The 20,337-nt window shown below is 71.9% G+C and carries 19 protein-coding genes and 1 tRNA gene; 9 read left to right on the top strand and 11 right to left on the bottom strand.

What is annotated here, in order from left to right; all coding sequences use genetic code 11:
- Position 1: 1 nt before the first annotated feature.
- Positions 2-1,096 (top strand): SLC13 family permease, encoded by a 1,095-nt coding sequence (locus tag ABD194_RS15570; protein ID WP_343992974.1) that lies wholly within the window; start codon positions 2-4, stop codon positions 1,094-1,096.
- 56 nt (positions 1,097-1,152) lie between these two features.
- Here the strand turns inward: ABD194_RS15570 and ABD194_RS15565 are convergent, their stop codons facing one another.
- The 8 genes from ABD194_RS15565 to ABD194_RS15530 all read right to left on the bottom strand — a co-directional run bounded on the left by ABD194_RS15565 (position 1,153) and on the right by ABD194_RS15530 (position 6,632).
- On the bottom strand, positions 1,153-2,379 hold the full coding sequence (locus ABD194_RS15565) for an O-succinylhomoserine sulfhydrylase (RefSeq protein WP_425579994.1): 1,227 nt from the start codon (positions 2,377-2,379) through the stop codon (positions 1,153-1,155).
- The gene (locus tag ABD194_RS15560; protein WP_343992970.1) at positions 2,376-2,789 is read right to left on the bottom strand and encodes a rhodanese-like domain-containing protein; all 414 of its coding nucleotides are present in this window, start codon (positions 2,787-2,789) and stop codon (positions 2,376-2,378) included. The genes ABD194_RS15565 and ABD194_RS15560 overlap by 4 nt, the downstream gene beginning before the upstream one ends.
- A 24-nt stretch (positions 2,790-2,813) precedes the next feature.
- Positions 2,814-3,815 (bottom strand): reverse transcriptase-like protein, encoded by a 1,002-nt coding sequence (locus tag ABD194_RS15555; protein ID WP_343992968.1) that lies wholly within the window; start codon positions 3,813-3,815, stop codon positions 2,814-2,816.
- A 7-nt stretch (positions 3,816-3,822) separates the two neighbouring features.
- Positions 3,823-4,632, bottom strand: coding sequence for a zinc ribbon domain-containing protein (locus ABD194_RS15550; RefSeq protein WP_343992966.1), 810 nt, complete (start codon positions 4,630-4,632; stop codon positions 3,823-3,825).
- Complete coding sequence (locus tag ABD194_RS15545) at positions 4,560-5,477, bottom strand: Nif3-like dinuclear metal center hexameric protein (protein ID WP_343992964.1); 918 nt, start codon at positions 5,475-5,477, stop codon at positions 4,560-4,562. The genes ABD194_RS15550 and ABD194_RS15545 overlap by 73 nt, the downstream gene beginning before the upstream one ends.
- 1 nt (position 5,478) lies before the next feature.
- A tRNA-Val gene (locus tag ABD194_RS15540) sits at positions 5,479-5,551 on the bottom strand.
- Between the two features lie 57 nt (positions 5,552-5,608).
- Complete coding sequence (locus ABD194_RS15535) at positions 5,609-6,145, bottom strand: peroxiredoxin (RefSeq protein ID WP_343992962.1); 537 nt, start codon at positions 6,143-6,145, stop codon at positions 5,609-5,611.
- Positions 6,146-6,215: 70 nt separating this feature from the next.
- A complete protein-coding gene (locus tag ABD194_RS15530; protein WP_343994179.1) occupies positions 6,216-6,632 on the bottom strand; it encodes a DUF3052 domain-containing protein in 417 nt (138 codons plus the stop codon).
- A 352-nt stretch (positions 6,633-6,984) separates the two neighbouring features.
- Between ABD194_RS15530 and aceE the strand changes: the two genes are divergently transcribed.
- Complete coding sequence (aceE, locus tag ABD194_RS15525; protein WP_343992960.1) at positions 6,985-9,756, top strand: pyruvate dehydrogenase (acetyl-transferring), homodimeric type; 2,772 nt, start codon at positions 6,985-6,987, stop codon at positions 9,754-9,756.
- 171 nt (positions 9,757-9,927) lie between these two features.
- Here the strand turns inward: aceE and ABD194_RS15520 are convergent, their stop codons facing one another.
- Positions 9,928-10,884 carry a type IV toxin-antitoxin system AbiEi family antitoxin domain-containing protein gene (locus ABD194_RS15520; protein ID WP_343992958.1) on the bottom strand — a complete coding sequence of 319 codons (957 nt, stop codon included), beginning with the start codon at positions 10,882-10,884 and terminating at the stop codon, positions 9,928-9,930.
- A 282-nt stretch (positions 10,885-11,166) separates the two neighbouring features.
- On the opposite strand from ABD194_RS15520, the gene argG reads away from it, so the two are divergent.
- From argG to fabF, 7 genes are all read left to right on the top strand, one after another.
- On the top strand, positions 11,167-12,591 hold the full coding sequence (argG, locus tag ABD194_RS15515) for an argininosuccinate synthase (protein WP_343992956.1): 1,425 nt from the start codon (positions 11,167-11,169) through the stop codon (positions 12,589-12,591).
- Between the two features lie 382 nt (positions 12,592-12,973).
- On the top strand, positions 12,974-13,681 hold the full coding sequence (locus ABD194_RS15510) for a class I SAM-dependent methyltransferase (RefSeq protein ID WP_343992954.1): 708 nt from the start codon (positions 12,974-12,976) through the stop codon (positions 13,679-13,681).
- 92 nt (positions 13,682-13,773) lie between these two features.
- Entirely contained in the window at positions 13,774-15,123 is a 1,350-nt protein-coding gene (locus ABD194_RS15505) for a PucR family transcriptional regulator (protein WP_343992952.1), read from the top strand.
- Between the two features lie 46 nt (positions 15,124-15,169).
- Positions 15,170-16,099 (top strand): ACP S-malonyltransferase, encoded by a 930-nt coding sequence (locus tag ABD194_RS15500; RefSeq protein ID WP_343992950.1) that lies wholly within the window; start codon positions 15,170-15,172, stop codon positions 16,097-16,099.
- A gap of 136 nt (positions 16,100-16,235) precedes the next feature.
- On the top strand, positions 16,236-17,288 hold the full coding sequence (locus ABD194_RS15495) for a beta-ketoacyl-ACP synthase III (protein ID WP_425579993.1): 1,053 nt from the start codon (positions 16,236-16,238) through the stop codon (positions 17,286-17,288).
- A gap of 99 nt (positions 17,289-17,387) precedes the next feature.
- Positions 17,388-17,636, top strand: coding sequence for an acyl carrier protein (locus ABD194_RS15490; RefSeq protein WP_045193252.1), 249 nt, complete (start codon positions 17,388-17,390; stop codon positions 17,634-17,636).
- A 155-nt stretch (positions 17,637-17,791) separates the two neighbouring features.
- Positions 17,792-19,042, top strand: a complete 1,251-nt coding sequence (gene fabF / locus ABD194_RS15485) for a beta-ketoacyl-ACP synthase II (RefSeq protein ID WP_343992946.1) — start codon at positions 17,792-17,794, stop codon at positions 19,040-19,042.
- Positions 19,043-19,167: 125 nt separating this feature from the next.
- On the opposite strand, the gene ABD194_RS15480 is transcribed toward fabF, so the two are convergent.
- Together ABD194_RS15480 and ABD194_RS15475 are read right to left on the bottom strand one after the other, a co-directional pair.
- Positions 19,168-19,683, bottom strand: a complete 516-nt coding sequence (locus tag ABD194_RS15480) for a DUF3145 domain-containing protein (protein ID WP_343992944.1) — start codon at positions 19,681-19,683, stop codon at positions 19,168-19,170.
- Positions 19,684-19,890: 207 nt separating this feature from the next.
- Positions 19,891-20,232, bottom strand: a complete 342-nt coding sequence (locus ABD194_RS15475) for a bifunctional 3-phenylpropionate/cinnamic acid dioxygenase ferredoxin subunit (protein ID WP_343992942.1) — start codon at positions 20,230-20,232, stop codon at positions 19,891-19,893.
- Positions 20,233-20,337: the final 105 nt, after the last annotated feature.

Here is a 20,337-nt window from a genome sequence, read left to right as displayed (position 1 = left end):
CATGCCGTTCGACCTCGGACCGCTCGTGGAGCGCGTCACGCCCATCCTCGTCTTCCTCGTGGCCATCACCGTGGTGGCCGAGATCTGCGACCTGGCGGGCCTCTTCGACACCCTGGCGCACCGGGCCGCGCGCGTCGCCCGGGGGCGAGTCGTCCTGCTGTGGCTGCTCATCGTCGGGCTCGCGGTGGCGTCCACCGTCGTGCTCAGCCTCGACACCACGGCCGTGCTGCTGACCCCGGTCGCCATCGCGGTGGCACGCCAGGTCCGGGCCCCTGCCCTGCCCTTCGCGATGACGACACTGTGGCTCGCCAATACCGCGTCGCTGCTGCTGCCGGTCTCGAACCTCACGAACCTGTTGGCGCTGCACCCGTTCTCGGGGTCGGGAGTCGGCACGCTGGGCTACATCCGGCTGATGGCGCTGCCGGCGCTCGCGGCGATCGTCGCCACCGTGGCCGTGCTGTGGCTGCTCCACCGCCACGACCTGCGCCACACCTACACCACCCCGCCTCCGGCGTCGCCGCACGACCGGCTGCTGATGCAGATCAGCGGCGGCGTGTGCCTCCTGCTCGCTCCCGCCTTCGTCGCCGGCATCCAGCCCGCCCTCGCAGCCGTGCCCGCCGCCCTCGTCCTGCTCGCGGCGACCTACTGGCGCGCCCCTGAGCTGCTCCGGCGCATCGCCGTCCCGTGGCTCACCGTCCTCGGCATCTGCGTGCTCTTCGTCATCGTCGACGCCACCCGGCGCGCGGGCCTCGAGGCGTCGCTGCGCACCGTCGTTGGGCACGGCACCAGCGTCGTCGACCTGCTGCGCGTCAGCGGCGTGGGCGCCCTGGCGTCCAACGGGATCAACAACCTGCCCGCCTATCTCGCGCTCGAGCCCACGGTGACCGACTCCCCCAGGCGCCTCGCAGCCCTGCTCGTCGGCGTCAACGCCGGCCCGATCGTCACCATGTGGGGGTCGGTGGCCACCCTGCTCTGGGCAGCCCGCTGCCGCTCGGCCGAGCTGCGGGTCGAGCCCGGCCGGATCGCCCGCACCGGCCTGCTGTGTGCCGTGGCGACCGTGACGGCAGCGACCTTGGCCCTCACCATCCCGATCTGACCCGTCCGACCCCGCGCGACGGCATACCCGCCCACTGGTTCGTCGGGACGGCGTGGTCAGCGGAGCGCGCGGGCCAGGTCGTCGACGAGGTCGCGGACGTCCTCGAGACCGATCGAGACGCGCAGCACGCCGTCGGTGATGCCGACGGCGGCGCGAGCCTCCGGCGCGAGCCGGCGGTGGGTCGTTGTCGCGGGGTGCGTGATGAGCGACTTCGAGTCGCCGAGGTTGTTGGAGATGTCGATGACCTCGAGCGCGTCCATCAGCGCGAAGGCCTCGTCCTTGCCGCCGTCGAGCTCGAAGGTGACGACAGTGCCACCGGCGAGCATCTGCCGCTTCGCGAGCTCGTGCTGCGGGTGCGACTCGAGGAATGGGTGGACGACGCGCGTCACCTTGGGATGCGACTCGAGGAAACGGGCCACCTCGAGCGCGCTGCCGGCCATCCGCTCCACCCGCAGCGACAACGTCTCGAGGCCCTTGACGAGGACCCACGCGTTGAACGGCGACATCGAGGGCCCGGTGTGGCGCATGAGGTTCTGCACCGGGCCGTCGATGAACTCCTTCGGCCCGAGCACCGCGCCGCCGAGGGTGCGGCCCTGGCCGTCGATGTGCTTGGTGGCCGAGTAGACGACGATGTCGGCGCCGAGCTCCAGCGGCTTGGAGAAGACGGGCGTGCCGAAGACGTTGTCGACGACGACCTTCGCGCCGGCGCTGTGTGCGAGCTCGGTCACGGCGGCGATGTCGACGAGCTCCTGCATCGGGTTGCTCGGCGTCTCGAAGAAGACCGCCGTCGTCGGCTCGGAGAGCGCCTCACGCCACTGGTCGAGATCGGCGCCGTCGACGAAGACCGTCTCGACACCCCAGCGCGGAAGGATCTCGTCGAGGATGACGAAGCACGAGCCGAACAGGGCGCGCGAGGACACCACCCGGTCGCCCTTGGCGAGAAGCGCGGCCAGGGCGACGAATACCGCCGACATGCCCGACGCGGTCGCGAAGCACGCCTCGGCGCCCTCGATCTGGCGCAGCCGTTCCTCGAACATCGTCACGGTCGGGTTGCCGTACCGGGAGTAGACGAAGCGGTCCACATCGCCCTTGAACGCCGCCTCGGCGTCCTCCGCGGTCTGGTAGACGTAGCCGGAGGTGAGGAAGATCGCCTCGGACGTCTCGTCGAAACCGCTGCGCGACAAGCCTCCTCGCACCGCGACGGTGTCGGGCCGCCACGTGCGCCGCGTCTCGGGGTCGCCCGCTTCGGCCACGTCCGGCTCGTTCACGTCGCCCGCCCTCATCCCTGCACCCACGGCAGGCCCGCGACCTTCCAGCCGGCCACGGTGCGGTGGCGCGAGTCGTCGTGCGGTCCCTCGAAGCCCTGCAGGATGTTGTGCGAGCGCGACCAGCCGTGCTGCGTCGCGGTCGTGGCCGCCGAGACCGAACGGACGCCCGAGCGGCAGAGGAAGTAGACCGGCGCGTCCTTGGCGACGCCCGCCGCCTCCAGCTGCGCGGTGAAGCGCTCGTTGACGGCGCCGTCCGGGTAGGTCTGCCACTCGATGAGGAGCGGCTGCTTGCCCACCTCCGCGAGGTCTGGCAGTCCCACGTAGAACCACTCGGCCCGGGTGCGCACGTCGACGAGCACCGCACCGGCCTCGTCGCGCAAGGCCACCCAGGCCTGCTCGGGGGTCACGTCACCGGCATAGCTCATGGACCGAATATCGCACAGCGTCCGTCACGCGAGATGGTCGGTCCGATTGGTGAAAGCGACCGAGGCGGAGCCGTCTTCCCACACCTCCACGGCACTCAGGCTCCCGGGCGCCGTGGCCACCGCCCAGAACCTGTCGGCCGGCGTGGCGAGGACGTCGCTCAGCACCGAGAGGACCCCTCGTCGGCTGGTCACGGCGACGACGGTGCCGCCGTCGGTCACGAGCGATCGGTATGCCGTCAGCACCCTCTCGTCGGCGCCCTCGCCGGGTGCCTCCCCCGACCACTGCCGCGAGGTGGACGCGTCGACCTCGAGGGCTGAGGCGAGATCTGCGGCGACGTGCGTGGCGAGCAGCTCGTCCGAGCCGACGACCCTCGCGCCCGGCCCGACCAGGCGCCGGACCGCGGCGACGATGCGCGGCGTCGCGGCCGCCTCGAGCGGGGCCTGGACGAGCAGGAGCCGCAGGGGGCCTGCGCCGCTCGACGTCGGCGTCGTGGCGGCCGCAGCAAGGGAGGCGGTCGCAGAGGCAGCCTCCGAACCGGCGGTGGCTGCCTCGGCGCCCTCCGCAGCCAGCACCCGGTGGACGCTCCTGCCGTCCATCGCGTCGTTGCTGAGGGCGTCGGCGTCCTTGTTCTTCTCCCTGGGGATCCACTCGAAGTCGACGCTGCCGCCGGCCCGGGAGATCTCGGTGCACAGCTCACGCGCCTCGAGCGCGAGCCGGCGCATGTCCTCGTGCTTGATCTTCCACCGCCCGGACATCTGCTCGACGACGAGCTTGGAGTCCATCTTGACTCGCACGCTCGCGCCGGCGTCGATGTCGAGGACGGCGCGGAGCCCGGCGAGCAGGCCGGAGTACTCGGCGACGTTGTTGCTCGCGGTGCCGAGCGGTTCGGCCAGCTCGACGAGGATCCTGCCTGTGGAGGGGTCGCGGACGAGTGCGCCGTAGCCGGCGACGCCCGGGTTGCCCCGCGAGCCGCCGTCGGCCTCGACCACGAGCCGGCGGGCGGCGCCTCGGGAGGCGGCGCTCACCGAGCGCTCACAGGCCGGACTCGCCCGTCCGGATCATGATGCGCCGGCACTCCTCACAGCGCACGACCTCGTCCTCCGGCGCCTTGCGGATGCGGTCGAGGTCGACGTTGCCCAGCTCGAGGCGGCAGCCGCCACACCGACGGTGGCGCAGCTCCGCGGCGGCCACACCACCACTGCTCGCGCGGATCTTCTCGTAGAGGGCAGCGAGGTCGTCGCCGATGCCGGCCACGATGTCGGCACGGCCGGCGGCCACGGTGGCCGCCTCGGCGTCGAGCTTCGCGAGCGCGGCGTCGCGCTCGGTCTCGAGGCCCTGGGCGCGGTCGACGAGCTCGACCCGTCGGGCCTCGAGCTCGGCGACCTGTGCCGTCAGCGTCTCGGCGCGCTCCATGACCTCGAGCTCGAGCTCCTCGAGCTCCGCCTGGCGCCGCGCGAGCGACGTCAGCTCGTGCTGGAGGGCCTGGAGGTCCTTGGCGCTGCCCTGACCGGCGTCCAGGCGCGCCTGGTTGCGGGCGGCGCGGTCGCGCACGAGCTGGACGTCCTGGTCGGACTTGGACACCTCTCGCTGCACGTCGCCGGCGGCGGTGCGGGCGTTGACGATCTGGGTCTCCAGCGCTGCCAGCTCCCGACGGGCGGCCTCGACCGCAGGGGTCTGGGGCAGCGTCGCCTTGGCGTGCCGGATCTGGTCGAGGCGCGTGTCGATGGCCTGCAGGTCGAGCAGGCGCCACTGGCGGGACGGGTCGGCTTTCAGGACACACCTCCGGTTGGGGGGACCGCGGGCGTGGGCCGCGCGGCATTGGCACCGACGACGAACGTCCACGGCTCGGTGCGGATGGCAGAGACTCTGGTCTCGACCCTAGCCGCTGCGGCTGGGTGCCCCAGCGCGCCCAGCAGTCGCGCGCGCCCGCTCTCGAGCCACAGCGACTCGGTGGCCCAGTGACCGGCGTCGATGAGGTAGGGCGGGCCGCCGCGGGCCTCCTCGCGCGCCTCGAGCACGGGGTGGTGGCGCAGGTCGGCGGTGACGTAGACGTCGGCGCCAGCCGCCCGGACGTCGTCGAAGCGGTCGTCGCCGGACCCGCCCATCACCGCGACCGTGCGAACCTCCGCGTTCGGGTCGCCGCTGACCCGGATGCCCCCGGCGGTCGCGGGGAGCGCCGAGGCCACGACGTCGGCGAACTCGGCCAGTCTCGCGGGCGAGGCGAGCTCGCCCACCCGGCCGGCATCCGTCCCGTCCCGCGAGAGGGGACGCTGGTCGGCGATCCCGAGCGCGTCGGCCAGCACCGTCGAGACGCCGGGGTCCGCGACGTCGGCGTTCGTGTGCCCCACCCACAGGGCGACCCCGGCTCGCACGAGCGCGGTCACCGAGGCGCCCTTGGCGCTCGTCGTGGCCACCGAGTGCACGCCGCGCAGCAGCAGCGGGTGGTGCGTGACGAGCAGGTCCGCGCCCCAGTCGCGGGCCTCGTCGATCACGGCGAGGGTCGGGTCGAGCGCGAAGAGGATGCGGCGTACGGGCTGGTCAGGCTCGCCCGTGACCAGGCCGACCCGGTCCCAGTCAGCGGCACTCTCGAGGGGGTAGAGCGACTCCAGCGCCGCGACGACGTCACGGAGCCGGAGGTCGCGCCGGTCGGGGTCGCGGCGCTCTGGGTCGCGGGCGGGATCGTCCACGTGGGCCCGGCCGGGCTCGAACCGACGACACCCGCGGTGTAAACGCGGTGCTCTACCAACTGAGCTACAGGCCCCTCACGTGCCCACCGGGTGATCCGAGGACGTCGCCATGGGTCACCGGGAGGCGGCGGTCAGCCTACGGCATCGGGCGAGCTCGCGCGGAGCCTCGCCAGTGCCTCGCGGTATGCCGTGAAGTCACGTCCGTGCCCGATGTCGCGGACCTCGGTCCACACGACCCGCCCGGACCGGTCGATGAGGAAGGTCCCCCGCAGCGCGAAGCCGTCCTCGTCGTTCAGGACGCCGTAGCGCCGGGCCACCTCGCCGTGGGGCCAGAAGTCCGACAGCAGCGGGAAGAAGTGGCCCTCGACATCGGCCCACGCGCGCAATGTGTACATCGAGTCGCAGGAGACGGCGAAGACCTGGATGTCGCCGTCCTGGAAGTCCTCGAGCCCGTCGCGGATCTCGCGGAGCTCGCCGCGGCAGATGCCCGAGAACGCGGCTGGGTAGAAGACGACGACCGCGTTCTTGACGCCCCGGACCGCTGACAGGCTCACGTCGACGCCGTACTGGTCCACGAGGGTGAAGTCCGGGGCGATCTCGCCGACGCCGAGCGGCGCGGGCGCCTCGACCGCCCGGACATGGGTGTCGGTCGGGTGCGCGTTGGTCATGGCGGCAAGTGTGGCACCACCACTCGAGGGCGCGTGCCACCCTCGACCACCGCCCCACAAAGGGCTGCGGTCAGCGGCGCGGGCCCTTCGGCGGCATGAGCCGCGTGGCCGCCCAGTCGGCGGCGACGTTGACCTGGCCGCCGGTGATCAGGCCGGCCGTGGAGGCGGCCTCCTCGACCACGCTCGCGTCGACGTGACCCGACCGGCCGGCCTTCGGCGTCAGCAGCACGATGAAGCCCTGGTCGAACAGCTTCGTCAGACCGTCGACCATGAGGTCGACGAGGTCGTCGTCACCGTCGCGGTACCAGATCATCACCCCGTCCGCGCCGTCGTTGAAGTCCTCGTCCTCGAGCTCGTTGCCGATGACGTCCTCGAGCGCGAAACGCAGGGCATCGTCGACGTCGTCGTCATAGCCGAACTCCTGGATGACCTGCCCCTTGGCAAATCCGAGCTTGCTGAAGGACGCCGCTCCCGCGGTCTCGCTCACTGTCACCGGTCCTCTCCATCGTCCCTGGTTGATGTCGTGGTTGATGTCGCCGTTGGTGTCGTCGTCATGTCGTGTCGCCGCAGTAGGTTCCACGACATCAGTGCACTGGGTCCGACGCTATCGCGCAAGGAGGGGTCCGTCCGGCACAACGCCCACGCCGCGCCCAACCGGGCGGCGACCGCGGGAGGAGGCGGACGGCATACCACCCCGTGGGAGGCGGACGCCGTAGCAGGGCCGCCTGCGAAAGGGACCCAATTGTGATGGCCGCCACCGTTGGGTAGAGGATGGATGCGTGCAGCGCCGTGGCCGACCGGCCGCGGGCGCCGCCTCGCGACGAGAAAGGACCCACGACGTGGCATCCGAGGCCGGACCGATCCTCAACGGGATCCCCAGTCAGCTCCCGGACATCGACCCGGACGAGACGCAGGAGTGGATCGACTCCCTCGACGCCGTCCTCGACGAGAAGGGCCGGACCCGAGCGCGCTACATCATGCTCAAGCTGATCGAGCGCGCCCGCCAGCAGCAGGTCGGCGTGCCGTCCCTGACGGCGACCGACTACATCAACACGATCCCGCCCGAGCGCGAGGCCTGGTTCCCCGGTGACGAGGAGATCGAGCGCGAGATGCGCCGCTACATCCGGTGGAACGCCGCGGTGATGGTGCACCGCGCGCAGCAGCCGGGCATCGGCGTCGGCGGCCACATCTCCACGTACGCGAGCGCCGCGACGCTCTACGAGGTGGGCATGAACCACTTCTTCCGCGGCAAGGACCACCCGGGCGGCGGAGACCAGGTCTACTTCCAGGGCCACGCCTCCCCCGGCATGTACGCCCGCAGCTTCCTCGAGGGCCACCTGACCGAGGCGCAGCTCGACGGCTTCCGCCAGGAGAAGAGCCACCTCGTCGACGGCAGGATCGAGGCGCTGCCGTCCTACCCGCACCCGCGGCTGCTCCCGAACTACTGGGAGTTCCCGACCGTGTCGATGGGCATCGGCCCGATGAACGCGATCTACCAGGCGCAGTTCAACAAGTACCTCCACAACCGCGGCATCAAGGACACGAGCCAGCAGGACGTGTGGGCCTTCCTCGGCGACGGCGAGATGGACGAGCCCGAGTCGCGCGGCCTGCTGCAGCTCGCGGCCAACGAGGAGCTCGACAACCTCAACTTCGTCATCAACTGCAACCTGCAGCGGCTCGACGGCCCGGTGCGCGGCAACGGCAAGATCATCCAGGAGCTCGAGGCGTTCTTCCGCGGCGCCGGCTGGAACGTCATCAAGGTCGTGTGGGGTCGCGGGTGGGACCCGCTGCTCGCCGCCGACCGCGACGGTGCGCTCGTGCACGTCATGAACACCACGAGCGACGGTGACTACCAGACCTTCCGCGCCAACGACGGCAAGTACGTCCGCGACCACTTCTTCGGGCGCGACCCGCGCACGGCCAAGATGGTCGAGGACTGGACCGACGACCAGGTCTGGTGGGACCTGAAGCGCGGCGGCCACGACTACCGCAAGGTCTACGCGGCCTACAAGGCGGCGCGTGAGCACACCGGCCAGCCGACCGTGATCCTCGCCAAGACGATCAAGGGCTACAGCCTCGGCTCGCACTTCGCCGGCCGCAACGCCACGCACCAGATGAAGAAGATGACGCTGGACGACCTCAAGGCCTTCCGCGACAGCCTGCGCATCCCGATCACCGACGAGCAGCTCGAGGCCAACCCCTACCAGCCGCCGTACTACCACCCCGGCGCTGACAGCGAGGTCATCAAGTACTCGGTGGACCGTCGCCAGAAGCTCGGTGGCACGCTGCCGAGCCGCCGCGTCGACTTCGAGCCGGTCAAGCTGCCCGGCGACGAGGCGTACGCCCAGGTCAAGAAGGGCTCGGGCAAGCAGGAGGTCGCCACCACGATGGCGTTCGTCCGCCTGCTCAAGGACCTGCTGCGCGACAAGGAGTTCGGCAAGCGGGTCGTGCCGATCATCCCCGACGAGGCACGCACCTTCGGCATGGACGCGTTCTTCCCGACGATCAAGATCTACAACCCCAACGGGCAGAACTACACGCCGGTCGACGCCGAGCTGATGCTTGCCTACCGCGAGAACGAGTCGGGCCAGATCCTCCACCTGGGCATCAACGAGGCGGGCTCGGTCGCGGCGTTCACCGCGGCGGGCACGTCGTACGCGACGCACGGCCAGCCGATGATCCCGGTCTACGTCTTCTACTCGATGTTCGGCTTCCAGCGCACGGGTGACGGCATCTGGGCGGCCGCCGACCAGATGACGCGCGGCTTCCTCATCGGCGCGACGGCCGGCCGCACCACCCTTACGGGTGAGGGCCTGCAGCACGCCGACGGGCACAGCCCGCTGCTCGCCTCGACCAACCCGGCCGTCGTGCACTACGACCCGGCGTACGCGTACGAGATCGCGCACATCGTCCAGGCGGGCCTGGAGCGGATGTACGGCGAGGGCAAGACGCCCGAGGAGTCGAACGTCATCTACTACCTCACGGTCTACAACGAGCCGCTGCAGCAGCCGAAGGAGCCCGAGGACGTCGACGTCGAGGGGATCCTGCGCGGCATGCACCGGATCGCACCGGCCAACACCGAGGGCTGGACGCACGAGCCCGCTCGTGCGCAGATCCTCGGCTCGGGCGTCGGCGTGCCGTGGGCGCTCGAGGCCCAGCAGCTGCTGGCCGACGACTGGGGCGTGGCCGCGGACGTGTGGTCGGTGACCTCGTGGAACGAGCTGCGCAGGGACGGCCTCGCCGCCGACGAGCAGGAGTTCCTCTCGCCCGACGCCGAGAAGCGCGTCCCGTGGGTCACCCAGTGCCTCGAGGGCACCGAGGGCCCCGTCGTGGCGGTCTCCGACTACATGCGCGCCGTCCAGGACCAGATCCGCGAGTGGGTCCCGGGCACGTACGCCTCGCTCGGCGCCGACGGCTTCGGCTTCTCCGACACCCGCCCGGCGGCGCGCCGCTTCTTCCACATCGACGGCCCCTCGGTCGCCGTGCGGACGCTGCAGCTGCTCGCCAGGGAGGGCAAGGTCGACGCCGACGTCCCGCGCCGCGCCGCCGAGAAGTACCGCCTCGACGACGTCACAGCAGGCACGTCCGGCAACGCGGGCGGCGAGAGCTGACGCTCTCCCGCTGAGCATGCCGTGTGGCCCGGTCCCGCTCCTGGGACCGGGCCACACGCCTGCCCGGGGCTCGAGCGACACGGCGCCCTTTGCCCTCGCAGGCACTGCATCTCGCGGCACGGCGCGCGCGGACCCGGGCTGCGCCTGCCCCGAACCACAGCCTTTCCCGCGTCAGGCGGCTCGTGCGACCGCGTCGAGCACGAGGCGACGCACCCGCTGCGGATCCTCGAGGTCGGCCCAGACGAGTCTGACCACCACCCAGCCCTCGCGCCGGAGGGCGTCCTCGCGCCGCTTCTCCTCGAAGAGCGTCGACCGCCGTCCGTCGGCGTACTTCACCGCCCCGTCGAACTCGACGAGTACGCGGGTGCCTTTGATGCGGAAGTCCGCCCGGAAGAGACGGCCCTCGGCCACCACCTCCAGCTGCGGCTCCACCTCGAAGCCGAGACGCCGCAGGACGTATGCCGTGCGCGTCTCCCCCGGTGACTCGTGCCGGGCGTCCGCCCCCGTGAGCGCGACCCGTACCGGACCGATGCCCGTGTGGTGGCGCAGGTCCGCGACGGCAGCCGCCAGCGTGGCCGGGGTCACCGAGCCGGCACGCATCGCAGCGTCGGCAGGCACGAGGGCGCTGACGGGACCACCGAGCAGGCCCGCCTGCACGACGGCGTGAGCGAGCGGCATGGTGGCTGGGCGGTCGCCGTCCGGTCCCGGGGTGGACAGCCGCAGCGCGCCCACCGGCCGGTGGATGACGAGGCCGGGGCGCCGCACCGTGACGGTGCGGCGGGCCCCTGTCCGGCCGCCGGCGTCGGCGCCCGGACCGTCGTCCACGGCGGAGGTGAGGTGGACGACCCCGAGGTCGGGGCGGAAGGTGGGCAGACGCCTGAGCAGGAGCAGCGAGTGGTGGCTGATCACCGCCCGCGCTCTGAACTGGCGGCCGAGGGCCAGCGCGGTCAGCCGGTGCAGCTCCGTCCGGTCCGGCACGTCCGAGGCGACGACGGCGTACCACCCACGAGTGAGCCGAGCGACCTCGCCGCTCCGGCACAGCCGGGTCAGGGCATGTCGGTCGATGCCGAGGCGCTCGGCTTCGCTCGTGCTGAAGATGCCGTCGCGGGCGATGAGGCGCAGGTCCATGACTCGACCGTCCCCCGTCGCGCGGCGCGCCGCAGACCGAGGGTGGCTCCCCTGTGGACGGCGGCCTCCTGAGCAGGGGGATGTGGACGGCGGCACCCGGCGCGGTTCGTCACACGAGCCGGCCTTTGCGACGGGGCAGGTCAGTCACCGGACAGGTGCCGCCGCGAAGCACAGCACCTGCAGAAGTCGCGGGCGGGCGACGCGGCCCAGCGCCGGCGCGGACCGGGCCACACGGCATACGCGATTGGATAGGTATGCGCGGCTATGCATATACTTGCATTCATGTCCAAGGTCCTGACCTCGCTCCCCGTCGGTGAACGTGTCGGCATCGCCTTCTCGGGCGGCCTCGACACCTCTGTTGCGGTCGCGTGGATGCGCGAGAAGGGCGCCGTGCCCTGCACCTACACGGCCGACCTCGGGCAGTACGACGAGCCCGACATCGACTCGGTCCCCGGCCGCGCCGGGCAGTACGGCGCCGAGATCAGCCGCCTCGTCGACTGCAAGGCCGCGCTCGTCGAGGAGGGCCTGTCGGCCATCGCCTGTGGTGCCTTCCACATCCGCAGCGGCGGCAAGACGTACTTCAACACGACTCCCCTCGGCCGCGTCGTCACCGGCACGTTGCTCGTGCGCGCCATGCAGGAGGACGGCGTCTCCATCTGGGGCGACGGCTCGACCTTCAAGGGCAACGACATCGAGCGGTTCTACCGCTACGGCCTGATGGCCAACCCCAACCTGCGCATCTACAAGCCCTGGCTCGACGCCGACTTCGTCACGGAGCTCGGTGGCCGGCACGAGATGTCGGAGTGGCTGACGGCCCGAGAGCTCCCCTACCGCGCGAGCGCCGAGAAGGCGTACTCGACCGACGCCAACATCTGGGGCGCGACGCACGAGGCCAAGACCCTCGAGTTCCTCGACGAGTCGATCGAGGTCGTCGAGCCGATCATGGGCGTCAAGTTCTGGGACCCCTCCGTCACCATCGAGACCGAGGACGTCACGGTCCGCTGGGAGCGTGGCCGTCCCGTCGCCATCAACGGCACGGAGTATGCCGACGCCGTGGCCCTCGTCGACGCCGCCAACCGCATCGGGGGCCGCCACGGCCTCGGCATGAGCGACCAGATCGAGAACCGCATCATCGAGGCGAAGTCGCGCGGCATCTACGAGGCCCCGGCCATGGCGCTGCTCCACATCACCTACGAGCGCCTCCTCAACGCGATCCACAACGAGGACACGATCGCCAACTACCACGCCGAGGGCCGCAAGCTGGGCCGCCTTCTCTACGAGGGTCGCTGGCTCGACCCGCAGTCGCTCATGGTGCGCGAGTCGCTCCAGCGCTGGGTCGCCTCGGCCGTCACCGGCGAGGTCACGATCCGCCTGCGCCGCGGCGACGACTGGTCGATCGTCGGCACGTCCGGGCCGGCCTTCAGCTACCACCCCGAGAAGCTCTCGATGGAGCGCACCGAGGACGCCGCCTTCGGCCCCGTCGACCGCATCGGCCAGCTGACCATGCGCAACCTCGACATCGCCGACTCGCGCGCCAAGCTCGAGCTGTATGCCGCCCAGGGCCTCCTGGGTGCCGACGCCCACGACCTCGTCGGCGAGCTCACCCCCGGCGGCGCGGCTGCGATCTCGGCCAACCCCGCCGCGCTCGACGTCGACGAGCAGGACGACGCGCTGGACCGCGCCGCCATGGAGTTCGGCACCGACTGACGGCCCGCACCGGCAGGTCGAACCGGCGTACCGCCGAACCGGCCTGTCGGGCGCCGCGCCCGGAGCTAGCGTGGTGGTATGGCCCTCGAGGTCTGGGACGTGGCGTACTCCTACGGCGGGCGGGTGGCCCTCGACGGGGTCAGCTTCGAGATCACGCCCGGTGTGCTGACCGGTCTGCTCGGACCGAACGGCGCGGGACGTTCCCGTCCACCAGCTGCTCCTCGCCCTGCTCCTCACGGCCCTGTCCGGCCTCGGATGCATCTGGCTCGCTTCGACGGTCTACCGCGGGGCGCTGGCCATCACGGGGCACCGCGTGCACGTCGGTGAGCTGTTCCGCCGGCGCACGGCCCCGTCCGGGCCTGCGTCCCGATAGGGTCCACCGATGCGCGAGATGACCGACCCGGGCACCGTCGGGACCCAGTACGCGAGCGTCGAGCGGCTCCAGACCCGCCGGAGCGTGTGGGGCCCCGGCCCGGAAGGGGTGTCGCCCGTCGACGTGCTGCGCACGCTCGTCGTGGCCTCGGGCGCACGACGAGTCCTCGAGGTCGGCTGCGGCACGGGCCAGTTCGCCCGTTCCGTCCTGGACGAGGCGCCGAGCACCGACTACCTCGCGACCGACCTGTCCCCCGCGATGGTCGAGGCCACCCGCGCGCTGGGCGTCCCCGCAGAGGTGGCACCGGCGGACGAGCTGCCCTTCTCCGACGGCTGGTTCGACGGCGCCGTCGCCGCCTGGATGCTGTACCACGTGCCCGACCTCGACGGCACGCTCGCCGAGCTGCGCCGGGTGCTCAGGGACGGCGGGACCCTGCACGTCGCGACCAACGGCCGCGAACACCTGGGTGGTCTGCTGCGCGACGCCGGCGGCGAAGCACTGGTCACACAGTTCACCTCGGAGAACGCCGCCGGGCTCCTCGGCCGCCACTTCGAGCACGTCGTGCAACGGGACGTGGAGACGCGGGCGACCTTCCCCGACCACGCCGCGGCCTGCGCCTACCTCGCGACCTTCGCCCCCGACCTGGCGCAGGCGCTGCCGCCTTTCGACGGCCCGAGGGCGTATGCCGGCCACACCGCCGTCCTGACGGCGCACTGACACCCCGGTTCGGTGGGACGCCCGACCGGTCCGGACGTGCCCTTTGTGAGCGGCATACAAAGCCGGTGATCCGCCGGGCCTAGGCTGACGTCGTGAGCAGACACCGGGGGCACCCCAGCGAGGCCACCTCGCGGGCCGTCGAGCGCAGCGCCGGCGAGCTGGCGACCCTCGCCTCCCAGCGCATGGAGGAGCACCTGCGGTGGTACCGCGAGCTGTCCGCCGAGGAGCGGTCGCAGGTGGGGCTCGTCGCCCAGGCCGGCATCTCGCAGTTCATCGCGTGGTTCCACCAGGAGGAGAGCCACCCGCCGTCGGCCATCTCCATCTTCGCCAACGCGCCGCAGGAGCTGACCCGCTCGGTGAGCCTGCGCCAGACCCTCGACCTCGTCCGCACCGTCGTCGACGTCGTCGAGTCGCGGGTCGAGAGCCTCGCCGGCCCAGGCGACGAGCAGCTGCTGCGCGAGTCGGTGCTGCGCTTCTCGCGAGAGATCGCCTTCGCCGCAGCCGAGGTGTATGCCGGCGCCGCAGAGGCGCGCGGCGCCTGGGACGCACGCCTCGAGGCACTCGTCGTCGACGGGGTGCTGCGCGGCGAGGCCGACGAGTCCATGCAGTCGCGGGCGAGCGCCCTCGGGTGGGGCGAGGTCGCCGACGTCACGTTCGTCGTGGGCAGCACCCCCTCCGTCGCCGGCGGCGCGGTGCCGGCGGTGGACGACCTGCGCCGCTCGGTCCGCCAGCACGGCGTGGAGGCGCTGGCCATCGTCCAGCGCTCCCGGCTCATCGCGATCCTCGGCGGCACGCGGGACGCGCTGCCGGTCGTCGAGGCGGTGGCGGACTGCTTCGGCCCGGGCCCGGTGGTGCTCGGACCCACGGTGCCGCACCTCTTCGCGGCCGGTCGCTCCGCCCGGGCCGCGCTCAGCGGTCTCTCCGCGGCAGCCGCCTGGCCCGCGGCGCCGCGCGTGGTCGAGTCCGACGCCCTGCTCGCCGAGCGCGCGCTCGCCGGAGACCAGCCGGCGAGCCGCACGCTGGTCGACCGGGTCCACCGGCCGCTCGCCGCGGCGAGCCACGCGGCCCTCCTGACGACCGCCACGGCATACCTCGAGAGCGGCGGGGCGCTCGAAGCCACTGCACGCACCCTCTTCGTGCACCCGAACACCGTGCGCTACCGGCTCGGTCGCATCTGCGACGCGACGGGTTACGACCTGACCGTCCCCCGCGAGGCCTGGACCGTGCGCATCGCGCTCGCCCTGGGGCGTCTGGCCGCAACGCGCAGCTCGAGACCTGCCGCCGACTTGTCACGCGGTCCGACAGACACGGGTGGCGGCACAGGCACGGGCGGCCCCTCCTCCGATGGGGCCGGCAGGTCCCGGACGCCACGAGGCGGAGTCGCGCCGACGGCGGATGTCCTGTTGGAGGAAACCTCCAAACTATCTCCCGCGACTTCGTGACATTCGACGGCGAGGTCGACCGCCGCGAGCAGGAAGGGTTGGAGACGTGCTAGCGATCGTGTGCCCTGGACAGGGCTCCCAGACCCCCGGCTTCCTCGCCCCGTGGCTCGAGCTCGACGGCGCCCGTGAGCAGCTGACCGCCCTCGGTCGGGCCGCCGGCCACGACCTCGTCGCGCACGGCACCGAGTCCGACGCCGAGACCATCAAGGACACGGCCGTCGCCCAACCCCTCATCGTCGCGGCGGGTCTCGTGACCGCGTCGGCGCTCTTCCCCGAGCGGGACGGGCTCGACGCCACGGGCGCCGTCCTGGCCGGTCACTCGGTCGGCGAGCTGACCGCCGCCGCCCTGGCCGGCGTTCTGACCGACCAGGAGGCCATCTCCCTCGTCGCCACGCGTGGGCGCGCGATGGCCAAGGCGAGCGCCGTGACCCCCACCGGCATGGCCGCCGTGCTGGGGGGCGACCCCGACGAGGTGCTCGCGACCCTCCAGGCGCAGGGCCTGACGCCCGCCAACGTCAACGGCGCCGGGCAGGTGGTTGCGGCCGGCACGCTCGAGCAGCTCGACGCCCTGCGCGAGGCGCCGCCGGCCAAGGCGCGCGTCATCCCGCTCCAGGTCGCCGGCGCCTTCCACACCGAGCACATGGCCCCCGCCGTGGACGCCCTCGCGGCCGCCGCCGCGGACGTCACCCCGTCGGCCCCCCGCCTGAGGCTGCTCTCCAACGCCGACGGCGCCACGGTGGCCGACGGTCCCGACGCGGTTCAGCGGCTCGTGCGCCAGGTGAGCAACCCGGTGCGCTGGGACCTCTGCATGGAGACCATGCTCGCCCTCGGCGTCACCGGCCTGCTCGAGCTCGCCCCGGCAGGCACGCTCGTCGGCCTCGCCAAGCGAGCCATGAAGGGCGTCGAGACCCTTGCTGTCAAGACCCCCGACGATCTCGACGCCGCACGCACCCTCGTCCAGACCCACACGGCCTGATGACAGGACCCCTGACTGGCGCAGCGGCCCCGGCAGGGGCACGCTCGTGGCAGGTGCTGCCCGACGGTGACCCCGTCGTCGCACTCGCCGAGCGCCGCTCCCCCCACCTGAACCCTCACCCTCGAGAAGGCCTCACGTGACATCCCCCAGTACCGTGCCGACGCCCAAGGGCACCGGCACCCTCGTCGACAACGGCGCCGCGCGCCACTCCCGGATCATGGGCGTGGGCGCCTACCGCCCGGCGCGCGTCGTCATGAACTCCGAGATCGTCGACAAGATCAACTCGAGCGACGAGTGGATCCGCGAGCGGTCCGGCATCATCAGCCGCCACTTCGCCGCCGAGGACGAGAGCGTCATCGACATGGCCGAGGCCGCGTCCCGGCAGGCGCTCGAGCACGCCGGCATCGCGCCCGAGCAGATCGGGTTCGTCCTCGTGGCCACCGTGACGCACCCGTACCAGACGCCGGCGGCCGCGCCAGAGCTGGCCTCGCGACTCGGCTCCACGGCGCCGGCGATCGACATCTCCGCCGCGTGCGCCGGCTACTGCTACGGCGTCGCGATGGCCAGCGACATGGTCAAGGGCGGCTCGGCCGACTACGTCCTGGTCGTCGGGGTGGAGAAGCTGAGCGACTTCACCGACCCCTACGACCGCGGCAGCGCCTTCATCTTCGGCGACGGTGCCGGCGCGTGCGTCATCGGCCCGAGCGACACCCCCGGCATCGGCCCGACCGTGTGGGGCTCCGACGGCACCCAGCGCGATGCGATCACCCAGAAGCAGGCGTGGACCGACGTGCGCGAGTCCTGGCAGTCCGCCCAGGCCGACAAGAACGTCTGGCCCGCCATCGGGATGGCGGGGCAGACCGTGTTCCGCTGGGCCGTGTGGGGCATGGCGCCCGTCGCCCAGCAGGCCATCGACAAGGCGGGCATCAAGGCCGACGACCTCGACGCCTTCATCCCCCACCAGGCCAACATCCGGATCATCGACGCGATGGTCAAGCAGCTGAAGCTGCCGGCCGACATCCCCGTCGCCCGCGACATCGTCACGACGGCCAACACGTCGGCCGCCTCCATCCCGATCGCGACGACCCGCATGCTCGCCGAGAAGGAGATCCCGAGCGGTGGCCTCGCGCTGCAGATCGGCTTCGGTGCAGGGCTCGTGTATGCCGCCCAGGTCGTCGTGCTGCCCTGAGCCCTCCCAGCCGGGCAGTCCTCGCACTCCCGCCGGTCCGACGGGTCATTCGGGCCACGGAACGACACCCACCAGGCACCACAACCAAGGAGTAGACAGATGGCTCAGTCCGAGCAGGAGATCCTCGAGGGTCTTGCCGAGATCGTCAACGAGGAGACCGGCCTCGACACCGCGTCCGTCGAGATGGACAAGTCCTTCACCGAGGACCTCGACATCGACTCCCTCTCGATGATGACGATCGTCGTCAACGCCGAGGAGAAGTTCGGCGTGCGCATCCCCGACAGCGAGGTCAAGAACCTCAAGACCGTCCGCGACGCCGTCACCTACATCAACGGCGCGCAGTCCTGACCCTCGGGTCGGCGCCCGCACGCACCGTCAGGGTGCGCCGGGCGCCGACCTCGGGCCGCCGGCCCACGTCGCAGTGGCCACACCGCGCCCGCATCACCTGATCGTCGTCCAGCCACCCCTCGCACCAAACACCCCACCCAGAGGAGCACGTCACCATGACGTCCAATCGCGACCGACGCGTCGTGGTCACCGGTCTCGGCGCCACCACGCCACTCGGCGGCACCGCCACGGAGACGTGGGAGGCCCTGCTCGCCGGCCGGTCCGGCGCCCGACCCATGGACTTCGACTGGGTCGCCAAGTACGAGCTCCCGGTCACGTTCGCCGCGACCATCGCCACCCGGCCCGACGAGGTCCTGACCAAGGTCGAGACGCGTCGCCTCGACCCCTCGAGCCAGTACGCCCTCATCGCCGCACGTGAGGCGTGGGCCGACGCCGGCAAGCCCGAGGTCGACCCCGAGCGCCTCGGCGCGGCCATCGGCTCCGGCATCGGGGGCGTCTGGACCCTGCTCGACCAGTGGGACAACCTCCGCGAGAAGGGCCCCCGCCGCGTCTACCCGCTCGCCGTCCCGATGCTCATGCCCAACGGTCCCGCGGCCGCCGTGTCCCTCGACCTCGGCGCTCGCGCCGGGGCCCACACGACAGTCAGCGCCTGCGCCTCCGGCGCCGAGAGCATGGGCTACGCCATCGACATGATCCGCACCGGCCGGGCCGACGTCGTCGTCGCCGGCGGCACCGAGGCGGCCGTGCACGCGCTGCCGATCGCCGGCTTCGCCGCCATGCAGGCGCTCTCGACCCGCAACGACGAGCCCGAGAAGGCGTCGCGCCCCTACGACACCGGCCGGGACGGCTTCGTCCTCGGTGAGGGTGCAGCCGTCATCGTCCTGGAGTCGGAGGAGCACGCCCGTGCCCGCGGCGCGCGCATCTACGCCGAGCTCGCGAGCGTCGGCATGTCCGCCGACGCCCACCACATCACGGCTCCCGAGCCCAACGGCTCCGGGGCCTCCCGCGCGATGCTGTATGCCGTCGAGCGGGCCGATCTGTCCCCGTCGGACATCATCCACATCAACGCTCACGCGACCTCGACGCCGGTCGGCGACGTCGCGGAGTACAACGCGATCCGGCGTGCCTTCGGTGACCTGACCGACAACCTCTCGGTGACGGCGACGAAGTCCATGACCGGCCACCTGCTCGGTGCCGCCGGCGCCCTCGAGGCCGTCATCACCATCCAGTCGGTGTACAACCGGCTCGTGCCGGCGACGATCAACCTCGACGAGCAGGACCCGGAGATCTCGCTCAACGTCGTCACGGGCGAGGCGCAGCAGCTGCCCGACGGCGACATCGCGGCCCTGAACAACTCGTTCGGCTTCGGCGGCCACAACGTCGCCCTCGCGATCCGCAGCATCTGAGGCGCGCGCCTGAACGGACGCACCGCCCAGCGGGCGCGACGAGGGCCCGGGAGCACGAACCTCCCGGGCCCTCGTCCCCACCCGTGGTCGGCGGAGCGCAGACCGACCGGAGAGACTCCCCGGGGTCAGCCGACCTTGTGCAGCCAGCGCACGGCCGCACCGTCGCTCGCGTAACGGAACACCTCGAGCTCCTCGTCCCAGGGCACGCCGAGGAGCAGGTCGATCTCGTCCTGCAGCGCCTCGGCGTCGCCGCGCGTCCGCACGATCGCCTCGCGCAGCCGGTCCTCCTGGACCACGGCGTCGCCCGACGCGGAGGTCATGGCGTGGTGGATGCCGAGACTCGGCGTGTAGGACCACCGAGATCCGTCACAGCCCGGCGACGGGTCCTCGGTGACCTCGTAGCGCAGGCCGTCCCAGCCGCGCAGGGCGCTGGCCAGCGCGGACCCCGTACCTGCGGCACCGGACCAGGAGAGCTCGGTGCGCACCAGTCGGGGCGCAGCCGGCTGCGGGATCCAGTCGAAGGCCACGCGCTGGTCGAGGACGGCCTCGACGGCCCACGTGATGTGCGGGCACAGCGCGGCCGGGGCCCCGTGTACGAACAGGACCCCACGTGTCGTGGTGCGCGGCGTCGCCACAGACATCCGAACCTCCTGAAGTTGCAGGGACGTCTTCCCCAACGCCTGCTTGTTCGGAAGTACCGGTGGTCTGCTCGGTGTGCCGGTCACGAGTGCTCGACGGCGAGCACCCGCTCATTGTGCACCATCGGACACAGGTGCACCAGCAGTCCCACGGGTCGATATGCCCGAGTCACGCCCCGGCCCGGGAGCACGCACGGTGCGCGCGGCCGCTCAGCCGGTGGCCGGGACGCCCGGGTAGAGGTAGACGTCGTCACCGCGCAGCTCGACCCGGTGGGTGCGCACCGGCTTGGTGGCCGGCAGGCACATCGGCCTGCCGTCAGCCAGGCAGAAGCGCGTCGCGTGCAGCGGGCACTCGACCTCGCCGGCCTCGACCCAGCCTTCGGCCAGCGACGCGTCCTCGTGTGAACAGGTGTCGTCGAGCGCGTAGTACGTCCCGTCGTCGTCGCGGAAGAGCGAGATGGGCTCCTCAGTTCCCGTGAGCTCCATGTCCAGCACGAGCGCCTCACCGGGTTCCACGTCGTCGACCGCCGCCACCCTGATGCCGTCGCTCATGCTCTCTCCCTGTCACCTCGAGTCGTCGGTCCCCGCGAGCCTAGAGGGTGGGGAAAGTCGTCCAGCAGGTGGCAGGCACCGGTGCGAGGCGACCGGCACGCAGAG

Origin of the sequence: Terrabacter terrae (assembly GCF_039529575.1) — a bacterium.
Taxonomy (GTDB): Bacteria; Actinomycetota; Actinomycetes; order Actinomycetales; family Dermatophilaceae; genus Terrabacter; species Terrabacter terrae.
The sequence above is the reverse complement of the archived record's forward strand: the minus strand, read 5'-3'. Positions and strand labels throughout refer to the sequence as shown.

Coding starts and splice junctions, on each gene's coding strand:
- ABD194_RS15565 (WP_425579994.1), bottom strand. CDS start 2,379: ATGAGGGCGGGCGACGTGAACGAGCCGGACGTGGCCGAAGCGGGCGAC.
- ABD194_RS15535 (WP_343992962.1), bottom strand. CDS start 6,145: ATGACCAACGCGCACCCGACCGACACCCATGTCCGGGCGGTCGAGGCG.
- ABD194_RS15490 (WP_045193252.1), top strand. CDS start 17,388: ATGGCTCAGTCCGAGCAGGAGATCCTCGAGGGTCTTGCCGAGATCGTC.
- ABD194_RS15570 (WP_343992974.1), top strand. CDS start 2: ATGCCGTTCGACCTCGGACCGCTCGTGGAGCGCGTCACGCCCATCCTC.
- ABD194_RS15560 (WP_343992970.1), bottom strand. CDS start 2,789: ATGAGCTATGCCGGTGACGTGACCCCCGAGCAGGCCTGGGTGGCCTTG.
- ABD194_RS15475 (WP_343992942.1), bottom strand. CDS start 20,232: ATGAGCGACGGCATCAGGGTGGCGGCGGTCGACGACGTGGAACCCGGT.
- ABD194_RS15510 (WP_343992954.1), top strand. CDS start 12,974: ATGCGCGAGATGACCGACCCGGGCACCGTCGGGACCCAGTACGCGAGC.
- fabF (WP_343992946.1), top strand. CDS start 17,792: ATGACGTCCAATCGCGACCGACGCGTCGTGGTCACCGGTCTCGGCGCC.
- ABD194_RS15520 (WP_343992958.1), bottom strand. CDS start 10,884: ATGGACCTGCGCCTCATCGCCCGCGACGGCATCTTCAGCACGAGCGAA.
- argG (WP_343992956.1), top strand. CDS start 11,167: ATGTCCAAGGTCCTGACCTCGCTCCCCGTCGGTGAACGTGTCGGCATC.
- ABD194_RS15480 (WP_343992944.1), bottom strand. CDS start 19,683: ATGTCTGTGGCGACGCCGCGCACCACGACACGTGGGGTCCTGTTCGTA.